The organism is Serratia sp. OS31 (assembly GCF_014164835.1).
In the GTDB taxonomy this organism is placed as follows: domain Bacteria; phylum Pseudomonadota; class Gammaproteobacteria; order Enterobacterales; family Enterobacteriaceae; genus Serratia; species Serratia liquefaciens_A.
The window spans coordinates 376794-401906 of sequence record NZ_JACJFQ010000001.1 but is presented as its reverse complement, the minus strand read 5'-3'; the positions used below and the strand labels follow the sequence as shown (position 1 = coordinate 401906).

Here is a 25113-nt window from a genome sequence, read left to right as displayed (position 1 = left end):
GGCTTATTCCCGGGATAACACTCAGTTATCGAGATCGGTTCTCTTTAGCCTAAGCGAATTGGCGATCACACTTACGGATGATAAAGCCATTGCTGCAGCGGCGATTATCGGGGAGAGTAATATCCCGTAAAAAGGATACAGCAGCCCAGCAGCCACAGGTACACCCAGTGCGTTGTAGATAAACGCAAAGAACAGGTTCTGACGAATATTAACCATCGTCGCCTCAGATAGCCGTCGAGCTTTCAGGATCCCCGTGAGATCCCCTTTGAGAAGGGTTACGCCTGCACTTTCTATGGCAACATCCGTACCTGTCCCCATGGCAATCCCGACATCTGCCGCCGCCAGAGCGGGAGCATCGTTGACCCCATCACCCGCCATTGCAACGATTTTACCTTCTTGTCTGAGACGGGCCACAATGGCACTTTTCCCCTCAGGAAGGACGTCAGCCTCTACTTCATCAATTCCTAACTTTCGGGCAACAGCTTCAGCGGTCAGTCTGTTATCCCCCGTTAGCATCACGATCCGGATCCCTTCTTTCTGAAGAGATTTGAGGGCACTTGGTGTGGATTTTTTAATGGGATCGGCGATGGCCATCATGCCAGCTAAAACTCCCTCGACAGCGACATAAATGACCGTGGCTCCCTCCCGACGCAGCGAGTCCGCCACTTCCTGCTGGGTTTCAGTTGAAATGCCATTTTCATGCATCGCCACTGCGTTACCAATCACCACCTCCTTGCCCTCGACCTTGCCGATAACGCCCTTCCCGGAAGGCGCATCAAAATCGCTTGCGTCGGGAATATCAATGCCATTTCTTATGGCTGCAGCGACGACAGCTTGGCCTAATGGGTGCTGAGACGATTTTTCAACTGCCGCAGTGATCCTGAGAAGGGCATCTTCTCCTCCCCGTATTAAAGAAATAATCGCGGTGACGGAGGGCGCACCTTCTGTCAGTGTGCCAGTCTTATCAATAACAAGCGTGTCAATCTTTTCCAGATGCTCAAGTGCTTCCGCATTTTTGATGAGGACACCGGATTGCGCGCCTTTACCTACCCCTACCATAATTGACATCGGGGTGGCCAATCCCAGAGCGCAGGGACAGGCAATGATTAATACCGATACTGCAGCGATCAATCCATGAGCGAGTCTGGGCTCAGGACCCCATATCCCCCAGATAATGAATGACAGAATGGCAATGACAATCACCAGGGGGACAAACCACCCTGACACTTTGTCTGCCATACGCTGAATAGGTGCTCGTGTTCGCTGGGCGTCAGCCACCATCTGGACTATTCTGGCCAGCATCGTCTCGCTGCCCACTTTTTCCGCACGAATGATCAGACTTCCCGTCTGGTTTATGGTCCCGCCAATGACCTTGTCCTCTACTCCCCGGGTGACAGGCATTGACTCTCCTGTTACCAGGGATTCATCAATGGATGAATTGCCATTTTCGACAATACCATCAACAGGCACACTTTCCCCTGGCCTTACTCTGAGCCGATCCCCCCGAAGCACGTCATCAATACTGATGTCTTCTTCCTGGCCATCGGGGTTAATTCGTCTGGCTGTTTTGGGGGAAAGGTTCAGCAGGGCTTTGATTGCCCCTGAGGTCTGTTCTCTGGCCCGAAGCTCCAACACTTGCCCCAGAAGAACGAGTACGGTAATGACTGCAGCAGCTTCGAAATAAATAGCAACTACACCAGCTGTATTTCTGAAGGAGGGAGGGAATATGGACGGGAAAAGGGTCGCAATAACACTATACAGCCAGGCTACGCCGGTCCCCATGGCGACAAGGGTGAACATATTCAGTGATCGGTTTTGTAGAGATAACCAGGCGCGCTCAAAGAAAGGCCAACCGCACCACAGAACAACCGGAGTGGCAAGAACCAGTTGGAGCCAGACGGATAATATGGGTGGGATAAGCCGGGTTAGCATTTCTGATAAATGCACACCCATCTCTAGTACAAGGATAGGCAAAGACAATAATACGCCGATCCAAAAACGCCGAGTCATATCTCGGAATTCGTTACTCGGACCTGCATCTGCAGTGACAATCAGAGGTTCAAGAGCCATCCCACAAATAGGGCAACCTCCTGGGGCATAACGTATTATTTCCGGATGCATAGGGCAGGTCCAGACGGCATCGCTACTATGACCGACATCTGGCGTGCCAGTATGCGTATGATGAGGTTGGGGATCTTTATGCTGTGCTGAGGAGGCGGACTGGGTATGAATATACTGTTCAGGATGTGTTTTGAACTTTAATTCACACGAGGCAGAACAGAAGAAAAATTTTTTATCCTGAAATGGCATACTGAACCCGGATTTCTCAGGATCTACCGCCATGCCACAAACAGGATCCTGGACAGTTTTCACTGCCCGGCGTTTTTCGGGGTGTGAGTCGGAAAGCCCGGAAGTCTCACCGGCATCAGGGATGTCGTACCCTTTCTTATTCACGGCACTTCTCCTTACGTTCACGTGACCTGTTGGACATGCACTGGTCACTCTTTTCAGGATATGTCACGGTCACAGATATCACGAATGTCTCTGTGATTTATCTGCAGTTTTCTTTACGGTATTCAGCCAGACCGGAATATAGGGCTGGCTGAAAAGTCTCTGTGCCCGTTTATTCAATGCGCTGGAACACACGCTGTGACCCGTTTTTGTCAAATGCGATGACGTTATAGGGGTCCTTTTTATCGCCCATTTCCATGCCTGGACTGCCAGCAGGCATCCCCGGTGTTGCAAGGCCATAGATACCCGAACCCGGAACCAAAGCTTTGCTGATAGCCTCCGCAGGCACATGTCCTTCAATGATTAAATTGCCAGTGATGGCCACATGGCAACTTCTTAAGTCCGTGGGGATGGCATATTTATCTTTTAATGTGGCGAGGGCGCTCTCGTTCATTACGTGAGTGTTAACTTGATAGCCCTGCTTTTCCATAACCTGGCCCCATTGCGTACAGCAACCACAATTTTCTGACTTGTATAAATCGATGATTTTTTCACCCGCGAATGCAGATAGGGAAGACGCTAGCATGATGGTCATTAACAACACTTTTTTCATAAGATCCTCTGTATGTTACTCGCACGGATTTTATTATCCGGACAGGGAAGGGTGATGGCGGGAACTCGGCTCTGAAGCCGATATTCCCGCAGATTTGCATGATTAATTTTTATGCCGACGTAGCCAGATCAATTTATAGGCTGCCGGAATGATAAACATGGACAGCAGAGGGGCGGTGATCATCCCGCCAATCATCGGGGCGGCAATTCGACTCATGACTTCTGAGCCTGCCCCAGTCCCCCACAGGATAGGTAAAAGTCCAGCAATGATGACCGCGACCGTCATAGCTTTCGGACGAACACGCAGTACAGCACCGTGATAAAGCGCGTTATCAAGACCTTCACGAGTGAATGTTTCCGGCTTGGACAATTTAGGGTCCGCTTCAATAGCCTGACGTAAATACATCAGCATCACTACACCAAACTCTGCGGCTACCCCGGTCAGTGCGATAAACCCCGTGCCCGTGGCAACGGACATGTGGAATCCCTGCCAGTACAGGAACCAGATACCACCAATCAGCGCAAACGGCAGGCTCATCAGGATCAACAAGGCTTCATCAACGCGACGAAATGCCAGGTAAAGCAGAATGAAGATAATCATGATGGTCATGGGAACCATTAACTTCAATTTCTTGTTGGCATGCTCCAGTAATTCGAACTGTCCCGAGAACGAGACGCTGGTACCCGGTTTGAGTTCGACCTTTTCACTGATAACCGCTTTAAGGTCGTTAACAACGGACACCATGTCGCGGCCACGGGCATCGATATAAATCCAGCTTGAAGGACGGGCGTTTTCTGTTTTCAGCATGGTCGGGCCTGAAATGATCTTCACGTCGGCCACATCCCCCAGGGTGATTTGCTGCTTCGTCGGCGTCAATATCGGTAATTGCTTCAATGCGCCAGGCCCGTCGCGGAACCCCTGAGGGTAGCGGATGTTGATCGGATAACGGGCCACTCCTTCCACTGTTTCGCCGACCATGGCTCCCCCGATGGCAGACGAGACAAATAACTGCACGTCACCGACGGTCATGCCATATCGGGCCGCTTTTTCCCGGTTAATATCGACATCGATATAGCGTCCACCTTCCAGGCGTTCTGCCAGAGCGGATACCACGCCAGGAACAGTTTTCGCCGCTTCTTCTATACTCTGCGCCGTGACATCAATATCGGAGAGTACCGTGCCTGAGACTTTAATGCCTATCGGGCTCTTGATACCGGTGGACAACATATCAATGCGGTTACGGATAGGCGGAACCCAGAGGTTGGCCAGGCCTGGTAGTCGAACCGTTTCATCCAGCTCTTCAATAATCTTGTCAAGCGTCATTCCCGGTCGCCACTGGTCCTGGGGTTTCAGTTGGATCGTGGTTTCCACCATTTCAAGTGGTGCTGAATCTGTTGCCGTTTCTGCTTTACCCGTCTTACCAAAAACAGAAGCCACTTCAGGCACCGTTTTGATCAGTTTATCTGTCGTCTGCAACAGGGCAGCAGCCTGACCGGGTGATACACCTGGCAGTGTTGAAGGCATGTACAGCAAATCGCCTTCGTTGATTTTAGGCAGGAATTCTCCCCCCATTTTACTGAGTGGCCATATCACGGTAAAAATTGACAGGGCAGCCACCAGAAGCGTCATTTTTGGCCAGTGAAGAACCTTCAGCAGCAACGGATGATAAATTTTTATTAGAAAGCGGTTCAGTGGGTTACTGGTTTCTGCCGGTATTTTCCCTCTGATCCAATACCCCATCAGGATAGGAATGACCACAATCGCCAGTAATGCAGACCCCGCCATGGCATAGGTTTTTGTGAAGGCCAGAGGCCCAAACAAACGCCCTTCTTGTCCTTCCAGTGTAAAAATAGGAATGAATGAAAGGGTGATGATCAACAGGCTAATAAAGAGGGCGGGTCCAACTTCAACAGAAGCATTGGTGATCACTTTCCAGCGAGTTTCATTGTCAATTTGCTGATCAGGGTGACTATGGTCCCATTCTTCAAGCCGTTTGTGCGCATTTTCAATCATGACGATGGCGGCATCCACCATTGCCCCAACAGCAATCGCAATACCCCCCAGAGACATGATATTGGCATTTAGCCCCTGGAAATGCATGATGATAAAGGCAATACACAGCCCCAGAGGAAGCGAGATAATGGCAACCAGTGCAGAACGAACGTGCCAAAGGAACAGGCCACACACGATGGCAACCACAATAAACTCTTCCAGAAGTTTATAGCTCAGGTTATCAATCGCACGGTCAATCAGTTGACTACGATCGTACGTGGTCACCACTTCCACACCTTCTGGCAGACTGCTTTTCAGGGTTTCCAACTTATCCTTGACCGCAGAAATGACTTCACGCGCATTCTTGCCTGAACGCAGAATCACTACACCGCCCGCAACCTCACCTTCACCATTCAGCTCCGCGATCCCACGACGCATTTCTGGCCCAATCTGAACACGCGCAACATCCCTTAAGTAAACAGGGACGCTATTCTCACCCGTCTTGAGGACAATATTGTTAAAGTCATCAATGCCCTGCAGATAACCGCTGGCACGTACCATGTACTCTGCTTCGGCGATCTCGACAGAAGAACCGCCCGCTTCCTGGTTGGAGGAGCCTAGGGCCTGCTTAACTTCCGGCAGGCTTACACCAAACTGGGCCAGTTTCATCGGGTCAACGAGGATCTGGTATTGTTTGACGACGCCGCCCACAGAGGCAACCTCTGCCACATTCGGAATATTTTTCAGCTCATATTTCAGGAACCAATCTTGCAGAGAACGTAATTCCGAGAGGTCATGCTTACCGCTGTGATCCACCAACGCATATTCGAAAATCCAGCCCACTCCAGTTGCATCAGGTCCTATCTCGGAGCTGACTCCTGAAGGCAACTTGCCCTGAACCTGATTCAGGTATTCCAATACACGGGATCTTGCCCAGTACAGATCGGTACCGTCTTCGAAAATCACATAAACGTACGAGTCACCGAATTGTGAAAACCCTCGGACCGTCTTTGCTCCGGGTACCGAGAGCATGGTGGTCGTCAGGGGATAGGTGACCTGGTTTTCTACAATCTGTGGGGCTTGTCCCGGGTAACTGGTTTTAATAATAACCTGAACATCAGAGAGGTCAGGCAGGGCGTCTACTGGGGTATTGATGATAGTCCAGGTTCCCCAGATGCTCAGAAACAGGGCTCCCATCATGACCAGAAAGCGGTTGGCGACCGAACGCCTGATAATCCATTCAATCATCTTCGTCTCCTCAGTGACCTGAATGTGCGTTTGCTGAAGGGGCCGTCATTTCTGGCGCTGTAGTCGCGTGTTTCTCTGGATGACGCATACGCTCCAGCGCACCGGAAATGTTCGCTTCAGAGTCAATGAGGAAGAGGCCGCTGACGACAATCGATTCACCTTCTGTCAAGCCAGCCCCAATCCCAGACTGGCGTTGTGACTCATGCAACACCTTGATGACTTTAGGAACGAACCGGCCATTGCCATCGACAGTTATGACACGTTGTTCATTGCCGGTATCGATGACCGCCTGAGACGGGATCAGCAACATATCCTGGCTCTGGGTGTTAAGTTTCAAGTAGGCATTCATTCCTGGTTTCAGTAATTCATCTTTATTGTCTACCTGCAGGCGAACTTGAAGTGTGCGGGTGGCTTGGTCAACACTGGGCAGAATATTCCATTTCTCGATGTTGAACTTTCTCTCGGGATAAGCGGGCACGGAAATTTCAAACTGAGAGTTCTCTTTCAGCAAATAAGCGATAGATTCCGGTAGCGCAGCGCTAATCCAGACCGGATCCATCCCCTGGATCTGGGCAACAACCTTATCTTTTGAAATATTCATCCCGGTTCTCAAATCAAACGCGGTGATCACCCCATCGATAGGCGCTTTAATCGTGAATCGGGTCTGAATGTTCCGTGTATTGCGTAAGCGCTGGATGTCATCTTCGGGCATCCCGGCAAGGCGAAGGCGTTCCAGCACCCCTTTAAGTTGCGTCGCTGAACCGCCAGTACCTGAGAGTAAAAGGTACTCGCTCTGCGCTTCGACCCACTCCGGAATAGTGATGTCAATCAGGGGGGTACCCTTTTTCACTTTATCCCCAATAGTCATCGGATACGCTTTTTCAATGAAACCGTCTGATCTGGCCTGGACAATAACGAATTGATATTCGTTAAAACTGACCGTGGCAGGGAGTGTCTGCGCATAAGTCAGACGTCCGGTACGGACTTTTTCTGTTTTAATACCCAGATTTTGCACCTGGGTAGGATCGATACGGATACCGTTGCTGTTTTCGGAGCCACCTTCATCGGCATATTTGGGGACCAGATCCATGTCCATAAACGGTGACTTTCCCGGTTTGTCGAACTTGGTATCGGGTTTCATTGGGTCAAACCAGAACAGAACCTTACGCTCTGATGACGGTATTTCTGTTTTGTCTGCAGAGAAAAGATAATGGTAAGCCCCAACGGATATAAGCCCTCCCATCAAAAGACTGCTGACAATAACTGCAGTATATTTAAGTTTTATAGAAGCCATATTTAATTCCACTGAATATTGATAGAAGCCAAACCTGTTAACTCGGAGGGAGCCGTAGGGGGTAAATAATCATGCCTGCCATAACAGGGGGTATGACAGGCACAATAAACGCTCATCATAAAATCAATTAAGACTGGCTTTTTTTAATTTCCTGAAGCAATGAAATAGTATCCTGCTGCACAAAAGTGAAGTTCACATGGCTACCGACTTTCAGTGCGCGGATATTGTCATCCAATGCTGTAAACGTAAATCGCATGGTCATTGCAGGCCAACCCACGGCAGGTATCGCTTCGTGCGCGATGGTGATTTTCATTTCTTTCATATCAATATCCTTCACCACCCCCGCAGTGCTGATAACCTGCTGCGAAGAAGCTTCGGCCTTCGTGTTATCTGCTGTGCTGTGTTGGTGCTCGTTTGCCTGAACACCTGCGGCCATGACAACCGAGAAGATCCCCAATAAAGCTATTTTTATTGACTGACGCATATTTATAACTCCTTATTTATTTCAAAAATAATTTATTCTGTCCAACCACCACCCAAGGCAGTGAAAAGGTTTATTTCGTTAACGTGCTGGGCATATCTCAGATCCAGAATGGCTTGCTGCGTTGAAAATAGTGTTCTTTCCGCATCCAGGACTTCGATATAACTTACAGCGCCGCTGGAATATAAACCGCGTGCCCGTAGCAGCGTTATCTGAAGGGACTCCAGAAAACGTTGTTGTGCTGTTAATTGCCCGCTTATACTTTCTCGAAGTGACAGTGCATCAGCAACTTCCTTAAACGCAGTCTGAATTTTTTGCTCGTAACTGACAATTGACTGTTGTTGGCGTACTTGCGCGAGTGTCAGGTTGGCTTTGTTACGGCCCGCATTGAAGATGGGAATTTCAATTTTAGGGATGAAATTCCACATGCCACTCGCGGCATTAAACAGGCTTGAAAGGTCAGTGCTGCTTCCTGAAAGGCCGCCCGTCAACGAAATTGACGGGAAGAATGCGGCTCTGGCTGCCCCAATATTGGCATCTGCCGCTTTCAGCACATGTTCAGCTTCCATAATATCCGGTCTTTGCAACAAGATGTTGGACGACAGGTTCAAAGGCAGTTTTACCGGATTAATATCTGTTTCCGCATTAAGTTTACCATCGGGCAGTACAGAGTATTTTCCGACCACCAGTTGGAGCGCATTGTTCGCCTGGGCAAGTTCACCTTCTCTTTTGGCAATGTCAGCACGGGTACTTTCGATCACTCCCCGAGCCTGTTCAAGTGCCAGTACGTTTGTGCTGCCGGTGATAAGTTGTTGCTCCACGAAGGCGTAGGATTGCTCGTAGTTTTTCAGTGTTTCTCTGGCAATCTGCAATTGCTCATAAGCCAGTCGTTGGTTGAAATAGCTTTGTGAGACGTTGGAAACAAGAAGAATCTGTACAGCACGCTGAGCTTCCTGGCTGGCGAAGAAATTCTGGCGGTCAGCCTCACTCATGTTCTTCAGTTTGCCAAAGAAATCCAGCTCAAAGCTGAGGTCAATGCCCGCTGCATATTCCTGGGTAGTGGAACTTTCATTTTTAAGTCCCCCACTGTAGGTGATACCGGAAGATGCATTCAGTTGCGGATATCTGTCAGCGTCTGTCACATTGTACTGGGCTCGTGCTTCCTGGACTTTGAGTGTCGCCATTTTTAGATCACGGTTGTTACTCAGCGCGTCGTTAATCAGAGTCTGTGCCTGAGGGTCAGCAAAGAATACTCGCCAACCGGTATCCTGATAGTCTGCCGTTGCCGGAACCAGTGCGTTCCGGGAGAGCGAAAATTGTTGTGGCACGGGGAGTTCAGGGCGCTGGTATTCCGGAGCCAATGAGGTACACCCCGCCAAAACGAACAATGTACTGAGAGTTAGTAGTTTTAATTTGAACATATCGTTTCTCGTCCAGGTACACCTGGTTAAATGGTTCAAATGATTTCCTGATGATTATTGTGGATACCTTACCGGAGTGACTCTGTTTGGTGAGTGACAGGATAATGACAAAACTGTCATTTTCGTTTTAATTCGTTGATATCGTCCTTTTGCCCACTAGAATGACAACATCCATATCGATGTTCCGGAGGGCGCGTGAAAATACTGATCGTCGAAGATGAGGTTAAAACAGGTGAATATCTTTGTAAGGGGTTGACTGAAGCTGGTTTTGTTGTCGACCTGGCAGATAATGGCATGACCGGGTATCACCTGGCCATGACAGCAGATTACGACCTGATTGTTCTGGATATCATGCTACCCGATGTGAATGGCTGGGATATCGTGAAAATGTTGCGGGCGGCAAATAAAGGTATGCCCATTTTGCTCCTGACGGCACTCGGTACCATCGAGCATCGTGTCAAGGGCCTTGAACTCGGTGCTGATGATTACCTGGTCAAGCCCTTTGCCTTCGCAGAACTTCTGGCGAGAGTCAGAACATTGTTACGTCGTGGCACTGCCGTTATAGTGGAAAGCCAGTTCCAGGTGGCAGACTTAACCCTTGATCTGGTGTCGAGAAAAGTGAATCGCAAGGGCAGCCGGATCACGCTGACCAGTAAGGAATTCACACTCCTTGAGTTCTTCATCCGCCATCAGGGAGAGGTACTCCCACGTTCACTGATCGCTTCACAGGTCTGGGATATGAACTTTGACAGTGACACGAATGCCATCGATGTGGCTGTTAAACGGTTACGGGCAAAAATTGATAACGATTTTGAACCCAAATTGATTCAGACGGTACGTGGCGTTGGTTATGTGCTTGAGGTACCCGATGAGGATTAACTGTCGTCACCGCCCTTTTTCTCTTGCCTCTCGCCTCACTTTTTTCATCAGCTTGTCGACGACCATCGCCTTTGTGGCATTTACGTGGATCATGTTGCATTCTGTGGAGAGGCATTTTGCGGAGCAGGATGTCAATGATCTGAAACAAGTCAGTATGACCTTGGAAAATATACTTAAAAGTCCTGATGGATCGGAGCGACAGAAAGTCGAACGACTCAGCACAGTATTGCAAAGTTACCGGAATATCTCGGTATTACTCAGCAACGGAAATAACCAGGTACTTTATCGCTCGCCGGATGGGCCCGATCTTCTCCCTGTGTCATCCACGCTGGATTTTTCGCAGCACCTTGGCTCCGGCGACGTATTTCTCTGGACAGGAGAGAAGAAAAGTAATGCGGATCACTCTGATAGCGAGATGAGGCATACAACGTACCGCCTTATTGCATCCTCAGTAAGGACGCCGGAGAGCGTCAAACCATACACGTTGCTGATAGCGCTCTCAATCGATTTTCATCTGCATTATATTGATGAGCTCAAAAACAATCTTGTCATGATCGCCTCAGTCATCAGTTTGATGATTATTTTTACTGTTTTGTTTGCTGTTCACAAGGGACATCAACCTTTAAGAAATGTCAGCCTGAAAATAAAAAATATTACTTCTGAGAATCTGGATGTCAGACTTGAGCCTGATCGGGTACCCATAGAACTGGAACAACTGGTTATTTCCTTCAATCATATGATTGAACGTATCGAGGATGTTTTTACCCGACAGGCTAATTTCTCTGCAGATATCGCCCATGAGATTAGGACTCCCATTACTAATCTTGTTACTCAGACCGAAATTGTGTTAAGTCAGCGCCGACCGGATAAAGAACTGGAGGATGTGCTTTACTCTAATCTTGAAGAATACAATCGTATGGCCAAGATGGTCAGTGACATGCTGTTTCTGGCTCAGGCAGACAATAACCAACTCATTCCTGAGCGATCAATAATAGATCTCAGGTCAGAAACGATGAAGGTCTTCGAGTTTTTTGAAGCCTGGGCTGAGGAGCAAGAAGTGAGTCTCGAGTTTGAGGGGAGTCCTGCCCTCATTGGAGGAGATCCACTCATGTTGCGGCGGGTCATCAATAACCTTTTATCGAATGCCATTCGTTATACCCCCAGAGGAATGATGGTTACCGTTCGTGTTAACGAACGGTATGAATGGGTTGATCTTATCGTTGAAAATCCTGGAACCCCCATTCCTCAAGAGCACCTTCCCCGATTGTTTGACCGCTTCTATCGGGTTGATCCCTCTAGACAAAGAAAAAGTGAGGGAAGTGGTATCGGTCTGGCTATCGTGAAATCCATCGTAACAGCACATCAAGGTAGAATTAGCGTTATCTCAGATACGATTTCAACCCGTTTCACCCTCTCTTTTCCCCGGTTCGTCGCATGAAGAGGACGGGTGTATTTAAAATAAATATGCCCGTCATATAACCGCTCACAGTTGTAAGTCAGATTCTTTCAACTAAAAGCGTTCAATAAAACAATGCATAACTATCTGTTTTATATAAAAATTAAATAAACATCCTAACATTACACATTTGTCATCATTCTGTCACGAGTCCAACAGAACCCCTCCCTTATAATTACTCTTAACTTGAACAGGCACAGCGAGATCCTGATGTTAACTGGATTACGTTGTGACCATTTACTGCAAACCGAGACATCTTTAAGATCCCCTGTAAAAGGATGTTTCAGACGATTCGAACACGTATGATGTGAAAATGGAGAACACACCATGAACAAAATTATCATTGCCACTGCTTTTGCTATGACCTTTGTTTCCTCAACCTGGGCTGCAGAAACCGTGAACATCCATGAGCGGGTTAATAATGCCCAAGCGCCAGCACATCAGATGATGTCATCTACACCGAAATCTGCGGTAGACGGTGTTGGCACAAAAATGATGGACATGGATGAGCACCAGAAAGCGGTGGTGGCACATGAAACCGTGAATAACAGTAATTCTGACGCCCATAAAAAAATGGCTGAACAGCATAAGAAAATGATGGGAGAGCAGGGCGTTACTGATGCTGAACGCAAAAATACCAAATCATTCTCGCAGATGGATGAGCATGAAAAAGCCGCCATCGCCCATGAAACGGTGAAAAATGCTCAGTCAAGTGCGCATAAAGAACAGGCTGAAAAGCATCGCAGTATGATGCAATCTAACTGAGTAAGCGTGTACCCCATAATAAAAACACATCCTTATTGACATTATTGCCCCGTCACCGGGGCTTTTTTATTGACCCAACATCCAATATGAGTGGTTTTTGATCATAATAAATATTATCATACCAATAATAATATCATGAAATTGAAATAAATCACCTCTGCACAAGTATTTTTAGACTGTATTTTACATGTGCCAGGAATAAAATTCCCATGCGTGCTATTAACCGGTAAATAAACCCCTTGATGCTTTTAACTAAATAAAACTCATGGCTGTGTAATGCTCTAGAAATTGAATAATAGACAGTTGTGAAAGTAAGGTGGTTATATAATAAGTGTAATTTAACCACGACCAACATCCAGAAGTGGGGGGGAACAGTGCTGTTAAGTAGTGCTTGGGGGTAAGTTAATTGTAAAGTTATCTAAAAATAATGAGTTTACATTGCCATAATTTTTGAGAAGCGTATTATTGTATATGTCCTGACCGCATAATCAGGACAACATAAAATAGGCTGTAAAGCAAAGCCCGGAATAGTCTCCGGGCTTTTTTTGTAAACTAAACTTAGTATGTTAAATATGTCTGATTTTTATTGATAATATTTGTTATGATTAAAAAATTATGTTGTTGTGCCATTTTGCATGAGGATTTACTGTATTTTATTAATGTTATATAATCAATGAATTGCTTTTGATTTGGATTCCATCTAATCAGAGTTAAAATAAGAAAGAGATTAGCCTTGGTAGTCCGTAAAGTTAATCATTTTTACCTGATTTCGCCCCGACCTTTTCGCTTCATATAGTTTCGCATCAGATGCTTTAAGTAAATCATCAAAATGTACAAGTTCCCCATGCGGTGGGAAGTATGTCACTGCACCAATACTGATCGTAACGGTTCTTCTGAGAGTCATTAAGTTTTCAACGCTTTTTCTTAATCTTTCACAGGCTAAAAGACAGCCTTTTTCATCTGTTTCAGGTAAAAGAATTATGAATTCCTCACCCCCAAATCGGGCTATTTTGTCCTGGCTTCTTAGTGTGCTACTTAACCTTTTGGCAATATTCTTCAAAGCAAAATCACCTTCCTGATGGCCATAGTCATCGTTATACGATTTAAAAAAATCGATATCGGCAAGTGCAAGTGATACGGAGAACGGATAACGTTCCATTCTTGTCATTTCACTATCAAACCAGAGCATGAATTTTCGGCGGTTAGCAATTTCCGTCAGACTGTCCTCTGTTGCCATCCGTTCTAGAATAGTATTGATGTTATATAATTCCTCTTTTTGTTTTTTCAATTCCATTTCCATTTTTTTACGCTCATCAATACTTTGAATCTGAGCAATGTAATATTTTACATCACCATTACTCTCCCGTACCAAGGAGACACTCAAGAGGATCCAGATATAATTGTCTGATACCGTCAGATATCTTTTCTCCAATTGGTAGGAAGGAATTTTCCCTTGAAAAAGTGTCTCTAGTAGTTTTAAGTCTGTGGTTAAATCTTCAGGGTGGGTGATATTTTGAAAGTTGATGGAAAGTAAGTGTGCTTCAGAATACCCCAGCATGTGTGTCAGTGATCTGTTGACTTTCACCCATTGCCCTGAGGGGGACACCAGTGCCATTCCGATCGTTGAATTTTCAAAAATACTTTCTAGGATATCATTGTTTTTACTCAGTTCTGAAATAACACGTTCTTTTTCAATGTTTAATAGAGTCATCTCGACTAACGAACCGATGCCATCAGCCATTAAACTAATGAACTCATGATCATCTTCAGAAAAACATATCTCTCTTATCTGATTAGAAGAAAAATTAAGTGTGCCCCATACTTTTTCTGTTACCCATATTGGCGCAGATATGTAACTTTCAATCCTCATATCAATATAGACTGGATTAGTGTTAAAATTGGGGTTTGCTCCCGCATGCTCAATGCTTATTATTTTTCTTTCATTTATCACAAGTTGACAGTAGGTGTTTTTTAATTCAAAAGTCATGCCTGCTGAAATGTTTTTTCCCGCCGGTGAAGCGGCAAGCAGAGAGTAACGGTCGCCATCTACTTGGCTTATAATCCCCAGAGACAGGTTAAAGGCTTTCAATCCTTCATTGAGAATGGCGTGGTAGGTATCCTCAAGTGAGGCATGCCTTTTGACCAATGATTCGTAAAGGGAGTGAATTCGGTTTATGTTTACTTTGCTTTCTTGCATTTTTACATTCCCTTACTTTTTTACTATTACCCGGAGGGTTTTTGCTCTGTCCGAGTAATTTTTTTCAGTCTGTATAAGACCGCACGTGATATACCTGTTTTTCCAGTATAGTTTTTTCCGGTTTATCCTGCCCTATCAACTCCCGTACTATCGCAGATTTATTGTGTGGTTTACGTCCGAACTTTACTCCTGATGCCATGGCTGTCAATTTGTCCGCTCCAAAATTCGTTCCCGTTCAGCCTCAGCCACGGCCACGGCAGTCAGTATCTGAATGACCATCTTCGCCATTGTCCCCTCGGTACTTAAGCCATTCTCAAGAAATCGAATAGCGATACCCTTTTTATAGCAGGTATCTACGATGTTGATCATGTCTGGACTCTGATTGCGGGTATCTTTCCCGAACATACAGGCAGTGTCAGGCTGCATGAAAAGTCGAATAGGTATCCGGGAAAAAGTCAGTGAGATGAGTGGCGTGTGGCGGGATGTTATGTTGATGGAAAGAAGAAGTAAAGTTGTGAATTTTCAAAACTAAAACCCTCACGGCACAAGGCACGCTCTGCGCGCGTGCCTTGTGCCGTGAGGGATGTTATTCGCTAGCTGCCAACTTTTGCAGTTGGGCCACGCCAACAGGGTCAGCGGATTGTTGAGGAACAACAGCAATCCGATGGCCGTATTTCTTTTCAACCTCAGAAATGAGGGGCAGTTCGCGATTTGAGCGGGTAATGAGGAATGGAGAGCTGGGTGATGCAGCCGCCAGGCTATTATTGATAACCCATGCCCAAGGCTCAATGTCTGCCCGGCGCAGATCTTCCTGCAGGTTGGCCGCTTCCAATACCGGTGTAGTTTCAGCGAGGGTGACAATCACCACCTTCGTTTGATCAGGATCTTGCAGTTGCATCATGGGGGTCAATGCCTGTTCACCACTTTGTCCCATCTGACGTACCATTTCGCGGTGGTAAGCGCCGGTGGCGTCCAGCAACAGCAACGTATGGCCGGTTGGTGCGGTGTCCATAATGACGAAATGGTCTTCTGCTTCTTTAATGACGCGGGAGAATGCCTGAAAGACTGCAATCTCTTCAGTACACGGGGAGCGTAAATCCTCCTCTAAAACCGCTAACCCTTCAGCATCAAGTCCCTTACCCTGATTACTCAGAACAAACTGGCGATACTTTTCTGTCTCAACCTTCGGGTCAATCCTGCTGACCGTCAGGTTATCCAGGCTACCATCAAGGGTATAAGATAAATGGGCTGCAGGATCTGAGGTCGTTAAATGAACTTTATGCCCTTTTTGTGCGAGAGAAACTGCAATAGAGGCGGCAATGGTAGTTTTACCTACGCCACCTTTACCCATTGTCATCACCAGGCCTTTGCCTGACGCACTTAATTCATCGACGAGTTGAGACAATCTAGGGAAGGTCAGATCCTGCTGGTCAGCCCGGATCGTTTCCAGTTCGTCAGTGTTGCTATCGGTGAACAATTTGCGCAGTGCACCCAAGCCTACCAGGTTGAACGGTTTCAACGGCAGTTGGCTTAAGGGTAATGCGGAAAGATTCTTCGGCATTTCATTCAGTGCCTTTTTCTCTCGGGCAATGATGCTTTCGGCCAGAATGTCATTCTTGGCCGCTTCTGCAGGCAGGATACCGTTGATAGCCAGGTATTGCTGCTTCAGACCAATATTGTAGAGCTCCTCATAGGTGTGAGAGACCTCTTTCAGAGTCGATGCCTGGGCTCTGGCAACTAGTACCAATCGAGTCAGTTCAGGGTCTGACAGTGCAGCAACGGCATCAGCATATTGATTTCTCTGTTTTTCAAGACCGATGAGTGGCCCCAGGTTTGCTGCTGCGTCGGGGTTGGCTTCAAGATAGCCTGACCAGGCTCCAGGGAGTTCCAGCATACGGATTGTATGGCCTGTTGGTGCAGTGTCGAAAACAATATGGTCAAAATCGCTGCGAAGAGAAGTGTTGGTGAGCAAGCCAGTAAACTCATCAAAGGCGGCGATCTCCGTGGTGCAAGAGCCTGACAGTTGTTCTTCAATACTTTGCACAATTTCTTTGGGCATCACATCACGGACTGGATCTAACACACGGTCTCGGTAGGCTTGTGCCGCAGCCATTGGATCGACTTCCATCGCTGACAGGTTGGCAACTTTAGTTATAGCAACAATCTGGTGCCCAATTTTCTGGTCAAATACCTGTCCGACGTTTGACGCAGGGTCGGTACTGACAAGCAGAACCTTTTTCCCGCTGTCAGCCAGTGTAACTGCGGTGGCGCAAGCCAGCGATGTTTTCCCAACGCCACCTTTCCCGGTAAAGAAAATAAAGGGGGTGATCCCTTCTAAAAAATTAATTTTCATGATGAACCTCTTCTAACTTTTTAAATTTTCTGGAACGTTATGGCATACGGGGGATAGAGCAACAGGATGGTTGCTTAGTGTCCGCTGAGTCCGCAGTCAACGGGGTATCTGTCCAGCGGGCAAAATCAGCTCGGGTAGGAAGACGGCCTGCCATAACTACATTTCCATCAAGCAGGGTTAATGGAAGGGAGTCTGCCCCAGAAGAATTTAGGAAAGATTTGACGACGGTGTTTTGCAGAAAGCTTTGCGGATTTTTTGACAGATTATGCCGAGTAACATCCAGCCCATTCTGCTTGCACCATTCCATATCCGTGCTGAAAGTGATGGCGTCCTGATTGACAACAACACTACTGGTTGCACAGCAGCCAGCCGGTTCAAAGATTTCAATTTTTGGCATTTTCTGATCCTCAATGTAGTAGTGGGTAGCCTTACATTGAGGTAAACGAATGGGGATAGAAAAGGATGCGTTTTTTCAGGAAATTTTTTTATGGCAACAGATTTGGGCCAACTCATCCAGCTCAATGGTACAGGTTTCCATCATTTGCTGCTTAAGGTGTTGCCTGGCGCGGAGTAACCGCGATTTAACCGCGGGAAGTGACAGATTTTTGTATGTTGCTACTTCTTTCTGGCTGTACTGATAGATATCGCAAAGTTCAATGAGTTCACGTTCTTCCTCATTGAGTGTTTGAAGCACCTCAGGCAAACATTCTGTCAATGACGTAATGGCCGGTGAATGTTCTTCTTGATACAGAAATGACTCTTGCAGTTCCTGAAATGGCTTGGCAGTTCTATGCGTATCAATTAATAAATTGCGGGCACAGGTATACAACCAGGCTCTGGGGTTCTGCATTTGGCAAAAGTTATCAGAAATCGATCTGGCTTTGAGAAAAAGCTCCTGCAATAAGTCGGACGCTAATTCGTTATCGCCAGTTCTTGCTCTCAAAAATTGGTGGAACTCAGCCTGATGCTGCGTCCAAAAGGTGGTCATGCAGTGATTAAACTGTTGAAGTGCCTCCATTGTCTGGCTAGATGCTCCCTTGATTGACGCGGGCAGACAGCGCCTCAGCACTTTCTTTACGCTCGCTGTAGCGATCGACAAGATAGTCAGAATTACTGCGAGTGAGTAGGGTGAATTTCATGAGTTCCTCCATCACATCGACGATACGATCATAATAGGACGAAGGTTTCATTCGGTCTTCATCATCAAATTCCTGCCAGGCTTTTGCTACAGAAGATTGATTGGGGATAGTGATCATCCTCATCCAACGCCCGAGGATACGCATTTGATTCACAGCGTTAAATGATTGGGAACCTCCACTGACTTGCATCACTGCCAGCGTTTTTCCCTGTGAGGGACGGACGGCACCGGTCGAAAGAGGTATCCAATCTATTTGAGCCTTCATGATCCCCGTCATCGCACCGTGACGCTCTGGTGAGCACCACACCATGCCTTCGGACCACATCACCAACTCACGTAACTCCATCACTTTAGGATGAGTATCGGGGGCATCGTCAGGTAGCGGTAATCCGGATGGATTAAAAATACGCACGTCCGCACCCATAGCTGTCAACAAACGTGCTGCTTCTTCCGTCGCGAGCCTGCTGTAAGAACGCTCCCGCACTGAGCCGTAGAGCATCAAGATACGTGGTGCATGATTGATTTTTTTACCGAAAAATCGATCTTCAGAAATACTCAAATCAAAGAGGGGCTTATCCACGTTATCCAATGTAGAAAGTAGGTCGCTCATCGTGTATTGCTTCTCCTCGCATTTTTTACTTCGAATTAAATAGAATAAATTCAGTGTATTGTGATTACTTGTCTTGATCGGCACAGCACTCTTCAACCAGGAAAGAGACGATTTGGTTGAGGACTTCGTATTGCGGAAGGCAATGCAGCGTACGGCCTTCACGACGTTGTTGCAGCAAACCGACCGACACTAGTGCAGAAATGTGATGACTCAATGTGGAGCCTGGAATGTCTAACCGTTTTTGCAGTTCACCAACGGGAAGCCCGCACTCTCCAGACCGGACAAGCGCTTTGTAAACGCTCAACCGGGTAGGGTGGCCCAACTCTTTCAGGGCGCTTGCGACGGCATCTAGTTCCATCATGACTCTCACTTTTTACATTTCCATATTTCGAGAATAACAGAAGTATTTGTTATCATGAAGCCCTTAGCTGACATTTTTTAATTGAATGTAGCTATGAAAAAATGAAGATAAATAACTTTTAAAGCGTGAGTTATGGTTCTTTGTTGCTGAGAAAAAGCATATCCATAAAATGGTAGGGTTAACTTATTGTAAGGATTTGATTGTGTTGATAAAAGATATTTTTTAGCGCGTTATTTCATCGCAAAAACGGTGTTAAGTAAGTTTGCTGAGACTGTTGCTAAACACACCTTATTGGAAGAATAGTCATGTTGAAATCACTCCTTAAACTTCTACCTACGGCGATCGGAAAGGGGGAGGCGAGAGTTGCTATCTCTGGCGCTAGTGTTCCTGATGGCTATCATGCACCTGAACAAGCAGCCAAACTTTTGGCTATATCACCGCGCCGTCAATGGCTGCAGATGTTGTGGGATTACTCGTCACTGCCAAAAAGTCTGTATCAGCAGTATTACCTGCAACCGCTGGAACACTGCGTCACGCTGATGCAGCAGTTCCCTGCCACGGAGAACGGCCATCATGCCTATCTGGGGGGGATGGTGGATCATCTGCTTGAAACAGTGGCCTATGCTGCCCGGCTATCAAAAAATTACCTGTTGCCGGTTGGGGCACAACCGGAAGATCAGGCCTCACAGAGTGCCGCCTGGAATGCGGTGATTGTCTATGCCGCCATGCTGCAGTCGCTCGACATGTTATGCCATATCGAAGTTGAGCTGGAAAGTGGACAGCGCTGGATGCCGCTTGGTGCCATGCCGGATGCACCTTACCGTTTTCGTTTCAAGCCTGTTGCTGATGCGATACGGGTGCAGAGCTTGGGCGCGATGCTGGCCTGGAAAGTCATCCCTGATGAGGTATTGATCTGGTTGAGTACTTGGCCGGAGGTGCTGAACACGTTGTCCCTGTATTTGACGGGATTTCGAAACGAATCAGGAATAGTCAATGCCATTGTCTCTGAAGCTATCTCTACATCAATAGGAAAAGGGGAACCTGCCATTGCTACTACGGCCTCAACCCCACAGGTTGCACCTGAAACGATAATGCCATTAGTGAATAGCTCTCTTCAGTCAGCATCTTCCCCGGAACTGGTTCCCTCTTTCCTACCTGGTGAGAGTCCTCTACCAGAAGGGCTTGCTTTCTCTCTCGACAGCGCTGTGCCTGATAGTGAAGCTGTCAAACCAGCTTCTCCTGAAGAAGATACTACGGGGGATTTATTGGCTGTCATGGGTTTTTCTGACCCCACTAATTTGGTGCAGGATGCGCAGGCATTATCGATGCATACGGCGATTGAATCAGGGGAAGACATCGCTCCTTCAGATCCAGAGGGGATTGGAGAACGTTTTTGGCGATGGTTGAGTGAAGGATGTTGCTCAGGGGATTTTGCAGTAAATACTGTCGATGCCAGGATTCATATTATTGCAGGTTATGTCTTTATTCGTGCGCCAAATATTTTTCACCAATTTTTATCGGAAAATCAGGGGCATTCCGAAGATAAAACTCATTTACAGAATGCCTTCGAACGATTAGGGAGACATCGACAGGATAAAGGCGTGATGTATACCTGCCATGTCTATCAAGATAAGGCCAGGGAAGGGCGATTCCAGAAAATGACAGGTTATCTTATCGTTGCCAAAAAACTGTATAAAGGCCATAACATTCCAGGGGATAACCCACTTGTGATGATAAAACCTTAGGAAATAGGGAGTTATGGCATGATGGATGTGACGTTTGAACAGTTGATGGAGCAGTATTTTTTCAGTAACTCTCTTCGGCCAGCGACGGAATGGAGTTACCGGAAAGTTGTTCGAACTTTTCAGAAGTACGCACAGCAATTGCCTGGTGATGTTAGCAATACATTGGTACTTGAATGGCGTAGGCATGTTCTTAAAGAACAGAAACTGGAGGCTTGTACCTGGAACAATAAAGTCACGCATATGCGAGCATTATTTAATTTTGGCATGAAGAAGGGATTACTATCCCACACGGAAAACCCCTTTAATAAGGCGGTTGTCCGGGTAGGGAAAAAGAAGAAAAAAACGCTTTCAAAGGGGCAGGTGAAAACAGTTTATCGATTGATGGATCAACATCATCAACAGGAGAGACTCTTTGCTCAATCGTATGCCATGAGCACTCGAGCCAATGCTTGCTATCCTGCCTGGTTTTGGCTGTCTGTACTGGATACGTTAAGTCATACCGGGATGCGTCAAAACCAACTTCTGCATGTACGGGTGTGCGATGTCAATCTGGAGGAGCGCTGGATCGATGTGATTTCCGAAGGTTCAAAAAATCACCGTGAATTCAAGGTTCCGATAACATCTATTTTATATCCGCGCTTAGAGGTCATTCTAGAACGCTCATTAGCGGCAGGTGCGGGATCAGGTGATCAGCTTTTCAATGTGAACCGTTTTGACCTGAAACGAAGAGCACAGCTTGCGGCAGGAAGTTACGACATAGACATGGGGATTTACCCCATAAGGGCTTTTTTTCGGCGTATTTCCAAGGAGTGCCGATTTGCTGTCAGCCCTCACCGTTTTCGGCACACGGTAGCGACCAACCTGATGAAATCCCCGGATCGTAATATTCAAGCCGTCAAACGTCTGTTGGGGCACTCCAGCTTACGGTCTACGTTGGAGTATATTGATGAAGATATTGATGCGTTACGTGAACTTCTGGAGCAGGAATGGGGAAAAGGGTGAGATGCTGAATACGAGTATCCCCTTGACACAATTTGACATTCGCCTATGGAAGCTGTAAAAATCGTACACGAAAGATCCCGCCTAGTGAGATAGGCGGGATCATCGAGAGCCTTTTTACAACAACCGGGTAATGGTATCACTGGATGAAACTTTCCAACCACACCTTCGGTTATCGTGTATCTGGACCCGCTTTAGAACCGGTCAATTTTTCATCCTGAATTATTGACAAGCGCTTCTGAATATGGTGCCCGGACTCGGAATCGAACCAAGGACACGGGGATTTTCAATCCCCTGCTCTACCGACTGAGCTATCCGGGCAACGCGCAGCATTAAACCGTATTGGCCGAAGGCAGTCAACGGCTTTGTGAACGAAATAAGGCAAAACGCATCCGGTTGCTGGCTTTTCAGTCAAAGGGAGCAAAAAAAACGCGAGATGGGCTTAAAGTACCGTGGTTGCGCTCGCCACCACGGTGTCATTCAGCTTAATGCGCCATTTCTGCGGCACTGAGCGACCTGCAAGATATCCTCTGCCAGCCGCTTGGCGACGGATACGTCCTGGAGCTGGCGTTTTATCAGCAGTTTGCTGAGGCAGCCCTCTTGGATCAGTTCCATCTGCTGCGCCACCATATCCGCATCGTCGGCGTCCATTTCTCGCAGCAGGTCGCGCGTCAGTTCCAGTGAAGTCAACTTCTGCTGCTCGGCCAACTGGTGGATAGGGTGATCCACCTCCGGGAAGAAGCTACAGGCGGCAATAAACAGGCAGCCAGGATAGCGATCGTGTTGGACGTACTCTGCCAGCACGTCGTAGCGTGCCAGCAATTTTTGTTGCGGGCTCAGGGTTTCATCCAGCAGCAACTGACGACGCCAGGTGTCAATTTGCTGGCCGTGATAGCGCAGGCAGTCGTACAGCAGTGCTTCGCGGTCCGGCCAGAAGCGTTTAAGATCGCCCGGCTGTACGTCGAGTTTTTCTGCCAGCATTTCTAATGTGGTGGTTGCCAGGCCCTGTTGTTCCAACAGCCCCAGTGCCGTATCAAGAACTTGTTCGCGTTGCACTTGTGCTCCCTCCAAATTCGGTTCTGAACTTCAGTGTTATTTATTGCACTACTTTCTGCAAATGCGCGTTGAACGTTGGAGCGTCCATAAATCCGGTCACCCGCTGGGCCGTCAACTCTTGTCCAGCGCCGTTAAAAAATAGAATTGTCGGCAAACCCAGGACTTTCAAGTGCTTGAGCAATGCTGCCTGTTCGGCATTGTTGGCAGTCACATCCGCCTGCAGCAGCACGGCATTGGCCAGCTTAGCCTGAACGGCCGCATCACTAAAGGTATACTTTTCGAACTCTTTGCAGGCGACGCACCAATCGGCATACAGATCCAGCATCACCGGTTTACCCTGTGCTTGCTGCAGCGCCAGGTTGAGCTGCTCCACATTACTGACCTGCGTAAAGCTCAGGTGTGGCGTAGCCTGCTGCGAGCTATTGGCGCCAAAAGCCCAGTCTTGCAACGGCCGGGCGGCGATCACCGCCGCTGCCAACAACAGCATTTGTAAGACGCGCGCCCAGCCGCGAGAGGTTTTCAAACTGAGTGCGAAGGCCCAGCCGAAGAACGCCAGACCCAGCAGGCTCCACAGCCGTATCCCCCACAGATCGCCGATCACACGTTCCAGCAGAAATACCGGCAGGGCGAGGATCACAAAGCCGAAAGCCTCTTTGACATACTGCATCCATGGGCCGCTACGCGGCAGCAGGCGGTTGCCGAAAAGGGTGACGAGCACCAGCGGGATCCCCATGCCTAATGCGTAAAGGTACAAGGTACCGCCACCGGCCCACATATTGCCGCTCTGGGCAATGTAGAGCAGGATCGCGCTGAGCGGTGCGGTGGTACAGGGAGAACAGATCAATCCGGCCAGAGCCCCCATCAGGAACACACCGGGCAACGAGCCCCCCTTTTGGGTATTGCTCCAGCCCGCCAGGCGCGTTTGTAGCGAGGCCGGTAATTGCAACGAATAGAGGCCAAACATCGACAATGCCAGCGCGATAAACAGCACCGAGAGGCCAATCAATACGTACGGATGTTGCAATGCCGCCTGAAACTGCAGCCCGGCGGCAGCGACCACCAAACCCAGCAAGGTATAGGTCAGCGCCATGCCCTGCACGTAAACCACCGCCAACGCCAGGATACGTCCGCTGCTGTGCGGTTTTTCACGACCTAAAATGATGCCGGAAATCAGAGGGTACATCGGCAGAACGCAGGGGGTGAAAGCGATGCCGATACCGATCAGCAATGCCCACAGCGGCGAGAATGGCAGATCGTTAGGTGCCGGCACCGGCTCTGTCGGCTCTGGGATTACCGGAACGGCGGAAGCGCTCACGGCATTCAACGGGATGACTCGCGTTTCCGGCGGGTAGCAGAAGCCGGCTTCTGCGCAGCCCTGGTAGGTTACGCTCAGGCTGGCATCCGCCGTTGCTTGCTGCAGCGGAACCTTCAGGTTGAGCTGTTGCTTGAAAATGGCGACCTCGCCGAAAAATTCGTCTTTGTGGCTCAGCCCGGCGGGCAGTTCGAAGGTGCCCAGCGAGGCCTGTTTCGGCACCAGTTTGATCTGCTGGCGGTAGAGGTAATAACCGGGACGAATTTGCCAGTCCAGCGACAGCTGATTGCCTTGCTGTTTGAAATCAAAGGCGAAGGCCTGATCGACAGGCACGAACTGGCTGCCGCCGTTTTGGCCGAACAGCGAAGCCTGGGCCGCCTGCGGCAGAAAGAACAGGCTGCAAAGCAGAAAAATCAGTTTAATGAGGCGTTGATCCATAACAGGTAGTCTTTATCTCCGGCCATCACCGGCAGTACCAGCAGCTCGGGCGTTTGGTAGGGGTGATGTTGTTTCAGGTAGTTGAGCAGGGCGTCTTGATGGCGGCGATCGCTTTTGAACAGCATCTGCACTTCATATTCCTGTTCCAGTTTCCCTTCCCAATAATATAACGACGTTGCGCCGGGTAACAGCGTGGCGCAGGCCGCCAGCCTTTCCCCCAGAACTCGGGCCGCCAGGTCTTGTGCCGTGGCCTCATCGGGTGCGGTGCAGAGTATGACGACAGCTTCGCAATCAGACATCTTCA

20 protein-coding genes, 1 tRNA gene and 1 pseudogene are annotated in these 25113 nt (G+C 48.0%); 5 read left to right on the top strand and 17 right to left on the bottom strand.

Annotated elements, in window-relative coordinates; genetic code table 11:
* Window positions 1–21: 21 nt before the first annotated feature.
* From H5P17_RS01900 to H5P17_RS01875, 6 genes are all read right to left on the bottom strand, one after another.
* A complete protein-coding gene (locus tag H5P17_RS01900) occupies window positions 22–2454 on the bottom strand; it encodes a heavy metal translocating P-type ATPase (protein ID WP_306423607.1) in 2433 nt (810 codons plus the stop codon).
* Window positions 2455–2623: 169 nt separating this feature from the next.
* Entirely contained in the window at window positions 2624–3064 is a 441-nt protein-coding gene (locus H5P17_RS01895) for a DUF411 domain-containing protein (protein ID WP_050136386.1), read from the bottom strand.
* 102 nt (window positions 3065–3166) lie between these two features.
* Window positions 3167–6304, bottom strand: a complete 3138-nt coding sequence (locus tag H5P17_RS01890; RefSeq protein WP_050136389.1) for a CusA/CzcA family heavy metal efflux RND transporter — start codon at window positions 6302–6304, stop codon at window positions 3167–3169.
* A gap of 10 nt (window positions 6305–6314) precedes the next feature.
* Window positions 6315–7598, bottom strand: a complete 1284-nt coding sequence (locus tag H5P17_RS01885) for an efflux RND transporter periplasmic adaptor subunit (RefSeq protein WP_050136391.1) — start codon at window positions 7596–7598, stop codon at window positions 6315–6317.
* A gap of 127 nt (window positions 7599–7725) precedes the next feature.
* Window positions 7726–8082 (bottom strand): cation efflux system protein CusF, encoded by a 357-nt coding sequence (cusF, locus tag H5P17_RS01880; protein ID WP_050136396.1) that lies wholly within the window; start codon window positions 8080–8082, stop codon window positions 7726–7728.
* A 32-nt stretch (window positions 8083–8114) separates the two neighbouring features.
* Window positions 8115–9500: an efflux transporter outer membrane subunit gene (locus tag H5P17_RS01875; RefSeq protein WP_050147538.1), complete on the bottom strand. Its 1386-nt coding sequence runs from the start codon at window positions 9498–9500 to the stop codon at window positions 8115–8117.
* A gap of 195 nt (window positions 9501–9695) precedes the next feature.
* Here H5P17_RS01875 and H5P17_RS01870 point away from each other — a divergent pair, with 195 nt between their 5' ends.
* From H5P17_RS01870 to H5P17_RS01860, 3 genes are all read left to right on the top strand, one after another.
* Entirely contained in the window at window positions 9696–10379 is a 684-nt protein-coding gene (locus H5P17_RS01870) for a copper/silver response regulator transcription factor (RefSeq protein ID WP_050136401.1), read from the top strand.
* A complete protein-coding gene (locus H5P17_RS01865) occupies window positions 10369–11817 on the top strand; it encodes a Cu(+)/Ag(+) sensor histidine kinase (RefSeq protein WP_050147540.1) in 1449 nt (482 codons plus the stop codon). Before H5P17_RS01870 ends, H5P17_RS01865 begins: the two co-directional genes overlap by 11 nt.
* 345 nt (window positions 11818–12162) lie before the next feature.
* A complete protein-coding gene (locus tag H5P17_RS01860; RefSeq protein ID WP_050136406.1) occupies window positions 12163–12600 on the top strand; it encodes a hypothetical protein in 438 nt (145 codons plus the stop codon).
* A gap of 727 nt (window positions 12601–13327) precedes the next feature.
* On the opposite strand, the gene H5P17_RS01855 is transcribed toward H5P17_RS01860, so the two are convergent.
* The 7 genes and pseudogenes from H5P17_RS01855 to H5P17_RS01825 form a co-directional block, all read right to left on the bottom strand.
* Window positions 13328–14797: a sensor domain-containing diguanylate cyclase gene (locus H5P17_RS01855; RefSeq protein WP_182820964.1), complete on the bottom strand. Its 1470-nt coding sequence runs from the start codon at window positions 14795–14797 to the stop codon at window positions 13328–13330.
* Between the two features lie 26 nt (window positions 14798–14823).
* Window positions 14824–15169: pseudogene (locus H5P17_RS01850) on the bottom strand (recombinase family protein); the annotation flags it as partial.
* 214 nt (window positions 15170–15383) lie between these two features.
* Window positions 15384–17150, bottom strand: a complete 1767-nt coding sequence (arsA, locus tag H5P17_RS01845) for an arsenical pump-driving ATPase (RefSeq protein WP_050135182.1) — start codon at window positions 17148–17150, stop codon at window positions 15384–15386.
* Window positions 17151–17187: 37 nt separating this feature from the next.
* Window positions 17188–17547 (bottom strand): arsenic metallochaperone ArsD family protein, encoded by a 360-nt coding sequence (locus H5P17_RS01840; protein WP_050135183.1) that lies wholly within the window; start codon window positions 17545–17547, stop codon window positions 17188–17190.
* A gap of 75 nt (window positions 17548–17622) precedes the next feature.
* Entirely contained in the window at window positions 17623–18168 is a 546-nt protein-coding gene (locus H5P17_RS01835) for a sigma-70 family RNA polymerase sigma factor (RefSeq protein WP_050135185.1), read from the bottom strand.
* A 7-nt stretch (window positions 18169–18175) separates the two neighbouring features.
* Entirely contained in the window at window positions 18176–18898 is a 723-nt protein-coding gene (arsH, locus tag H5P17_RS01830; RefSeq protein WP_050135186.1) for an arsenical resistance protein ArsH, read from the bottom strand.
* A 64-nt stretch (window positions 18899–18962) separates the two neighbouring features.
* Window positions 18963–19256, bottom strand: a complete 294-nt coding sequence (locus H5P17_RS01825) for a helix-turn-helix transcriptional regulator (protein ID WP_050135222.1) — start codon at window positions 19254–19256, stop codon at window positions 18963–18965.
* A gap of 308 nt (window positions 19257–19564) precedes the next feature.
* Here H5P17_RS01825 and H5P17_RS01820 point away from each other — a divergent pair, with 308 nt between their 5' ends.
* Both H5P17_RS01820 and H5P17_RS01815 read left to right on the top strand, forming a co-directional pair.
* On the top strand, window positions 19565–21004 hold the full coding sequence (locus H5P17_RS01820) for a TraI domain-containing protein (protein ID WP_072077654.1): 1440 nt from the start codon (window positions 19565–19567) through the stop codon (window positions 21002–21004).
* 18 nt (window positions 21005–21022) lie between these two features.
* On the top strand, window positions 21023–22006 hold the full coding sequence (locus tag H5P17_RS01815) for a site-specific integrase (protein WP_050135188.1): 984 nt from the start codon (window positions 21023–21025) through the stop codon (window positions 22004–22006).
* Window positions 22007–22248: 242 nt separating this feature from the next.
* On the opposite strand, the gene H5P17_RS01810 is transcribed toward H5P17_RS01815, so the two are convergent.
* The 4 genes from H5P17_RS01810 to cutA all read right to left on the bottom strand — a co-directional run bounded on the left by H5P17_RS01810 (window position 22249) and on the right by cutA (window position 25108).
* Window positions 22249–22324 (bottom strand) — tRNA-Phe (locus H5P17_RS01810).
* Window positions 22325–22483: 159 nt separating this feature from the next.
* Window positions 22484–23059, bottom strand: a complete 576-nt coding sequence (locus H5P17_RS01805; RefSeq protein ID WP_044553918.1) for a transcriptional regulator — start codon at window positions 23057–23059, stop codon at window positions 22484–22486.
* A 40-nt stretch (window positions 23060–23099) separates the two neighbouring features.
* The gene (locus tag H5P17_RS01800; protein ID WP_182820963.1) at window positions 23100–24809 is read right to left on the bottom strand and encodes a protein-disulfide reductase DsbD; all 1710 of its coding nucleotides are present in this window, start codon (window positions 24807–24809) and stop codon (window positions 23100–23102) included.
* The gene (gene cutA / locus H5P17_RS01795; protein ID WP_044553920.1) at window positions 24785–25108 is read right to left on the bottom strand and encodes a divalent cation tolerance protein CutA; all 324 of its coding nucleotides are present in this window, start codon (window positions 25106–25108) and stop codon (window positions 24785–24787) included. The genes H5P17_RS01800 and cutA overlap by 25 nt, the downstream gene beginning before the upstream one ends.
* Window positions 25109–25113: the final 5 nt, after the last annotated feature.

Coding starts and splice junctions, on each gene's coding strand:
- H5P17_RS01825 (WP_050135222.1), bottom strand. CDS start 19,256: ATGGAACTAGATGCCGTCGCAAGCGCCCTGAAAGAGTTGGGCCACCCT.
- H5P17_RS01895 (WP_050136386.1), bottom strand. CDS start 3,064: ATGAAAAAAGTGTTGTTAATGACCATCATGCTAGCGTCTTCCCTATCT.
- H5P17_RS01885 (WP_050136391.1), bottom strand. CDS start 7,598: ATGGCTTCTATAAAACTTAAATATACTGCAGTTATTGTCAGCAGTCTT.
- H5P17_RS01820 (WP_072077654.1), top strand. CDS start 19,565: ATGTTGAAATCACTCCTTAAACTTCTACCTACGGCGATCGGAAAGGGG.
- arsH (WP_050135186.1), bottom strand. CDS start 18,898: ATGAGCGACCTACTTTCTACATTGGATAACGTGGATAAGCCCCTCTTT.
- arsA (WP_050135182.1), bottom strand. CDS start 17,150: ATGAAAATTAATTTTTTAGAAGGGATCACCCCCTTTATTTTCTTTACC.
- cutA (WP_044553920.1), bottom strand. CDS start 25,108: ATGTCTGATTGCGAAGCTGTCGTCATACTCTGCACCGCACCCGATGAG.
- cusF (WP_050136396.1), bottom strand. CDS start 8,082: ATGCGTCAGTCAATAAAAATAGCTTTATTGGGGATCTTCTCGGTTGTC.
- H5P17_RS01815 (WP_050135188.1), top strand. CDS start 21,023: ATGATGGATGTGACGTTTGAACAGTTGATGGAGCAGTATTTTTTCAGT.
- H5P17_RS01840 (WP_050135183.1), bottom strand. CDS start 17,547: ATGCCAAAAATTGAAATCTTTGAACCGGCTGGCTGCTGTGCAACCAGT.
- H5P17_RS01865 (WP_050147540.1), top strand. CDS start 10,369: ATGAGGATTAACTGTCGTCACCGCCCTTTTTCTCTTGCCTCTCGCCTC.
- H5P17_RS01835 (WP_050135185.1), bottom strand. CDS start 18,168: ATGGAGGCACTTCAACAGTTTAATCACTGCATGACCACCTTTTGGACG.
- H5P17_RS01890 (WP_050136389.1), bottom strand. CDS start 6,304: ATGATTGAATGGATTATCAGGCGTTCGGTCGCCAACCGCTTTCTGGTC.
- H5P17_RS01860 (WP_050136406.1), top strand. CDS start 12,163: ATGAACAAAATTATCATTGCCACTGCTTTTGCTATGACCTTTGTTTCC.
- H5P17_RS01800 (WP_182820963.1), bottom strand. CDS start 24,809: ATGGATCAACGCCTCATTAAACTGATTTTTCTGCTTTGCAGCCTGTTC.
- H5P17_RS01855 (WP_182820964.1), bottom strand. CDS start 14,797: ATGCAAGAAAGCAAAGTAAACATAAACCGAATTCACTCCCTTTACGAA.
- H5P17_RS01875 (WP_050147538.1), bottom strand. CDS start 9,500: ATGTTCAAATTAAAACTACTAACTCTCAGTACATTGTTCGTTTTGGCG.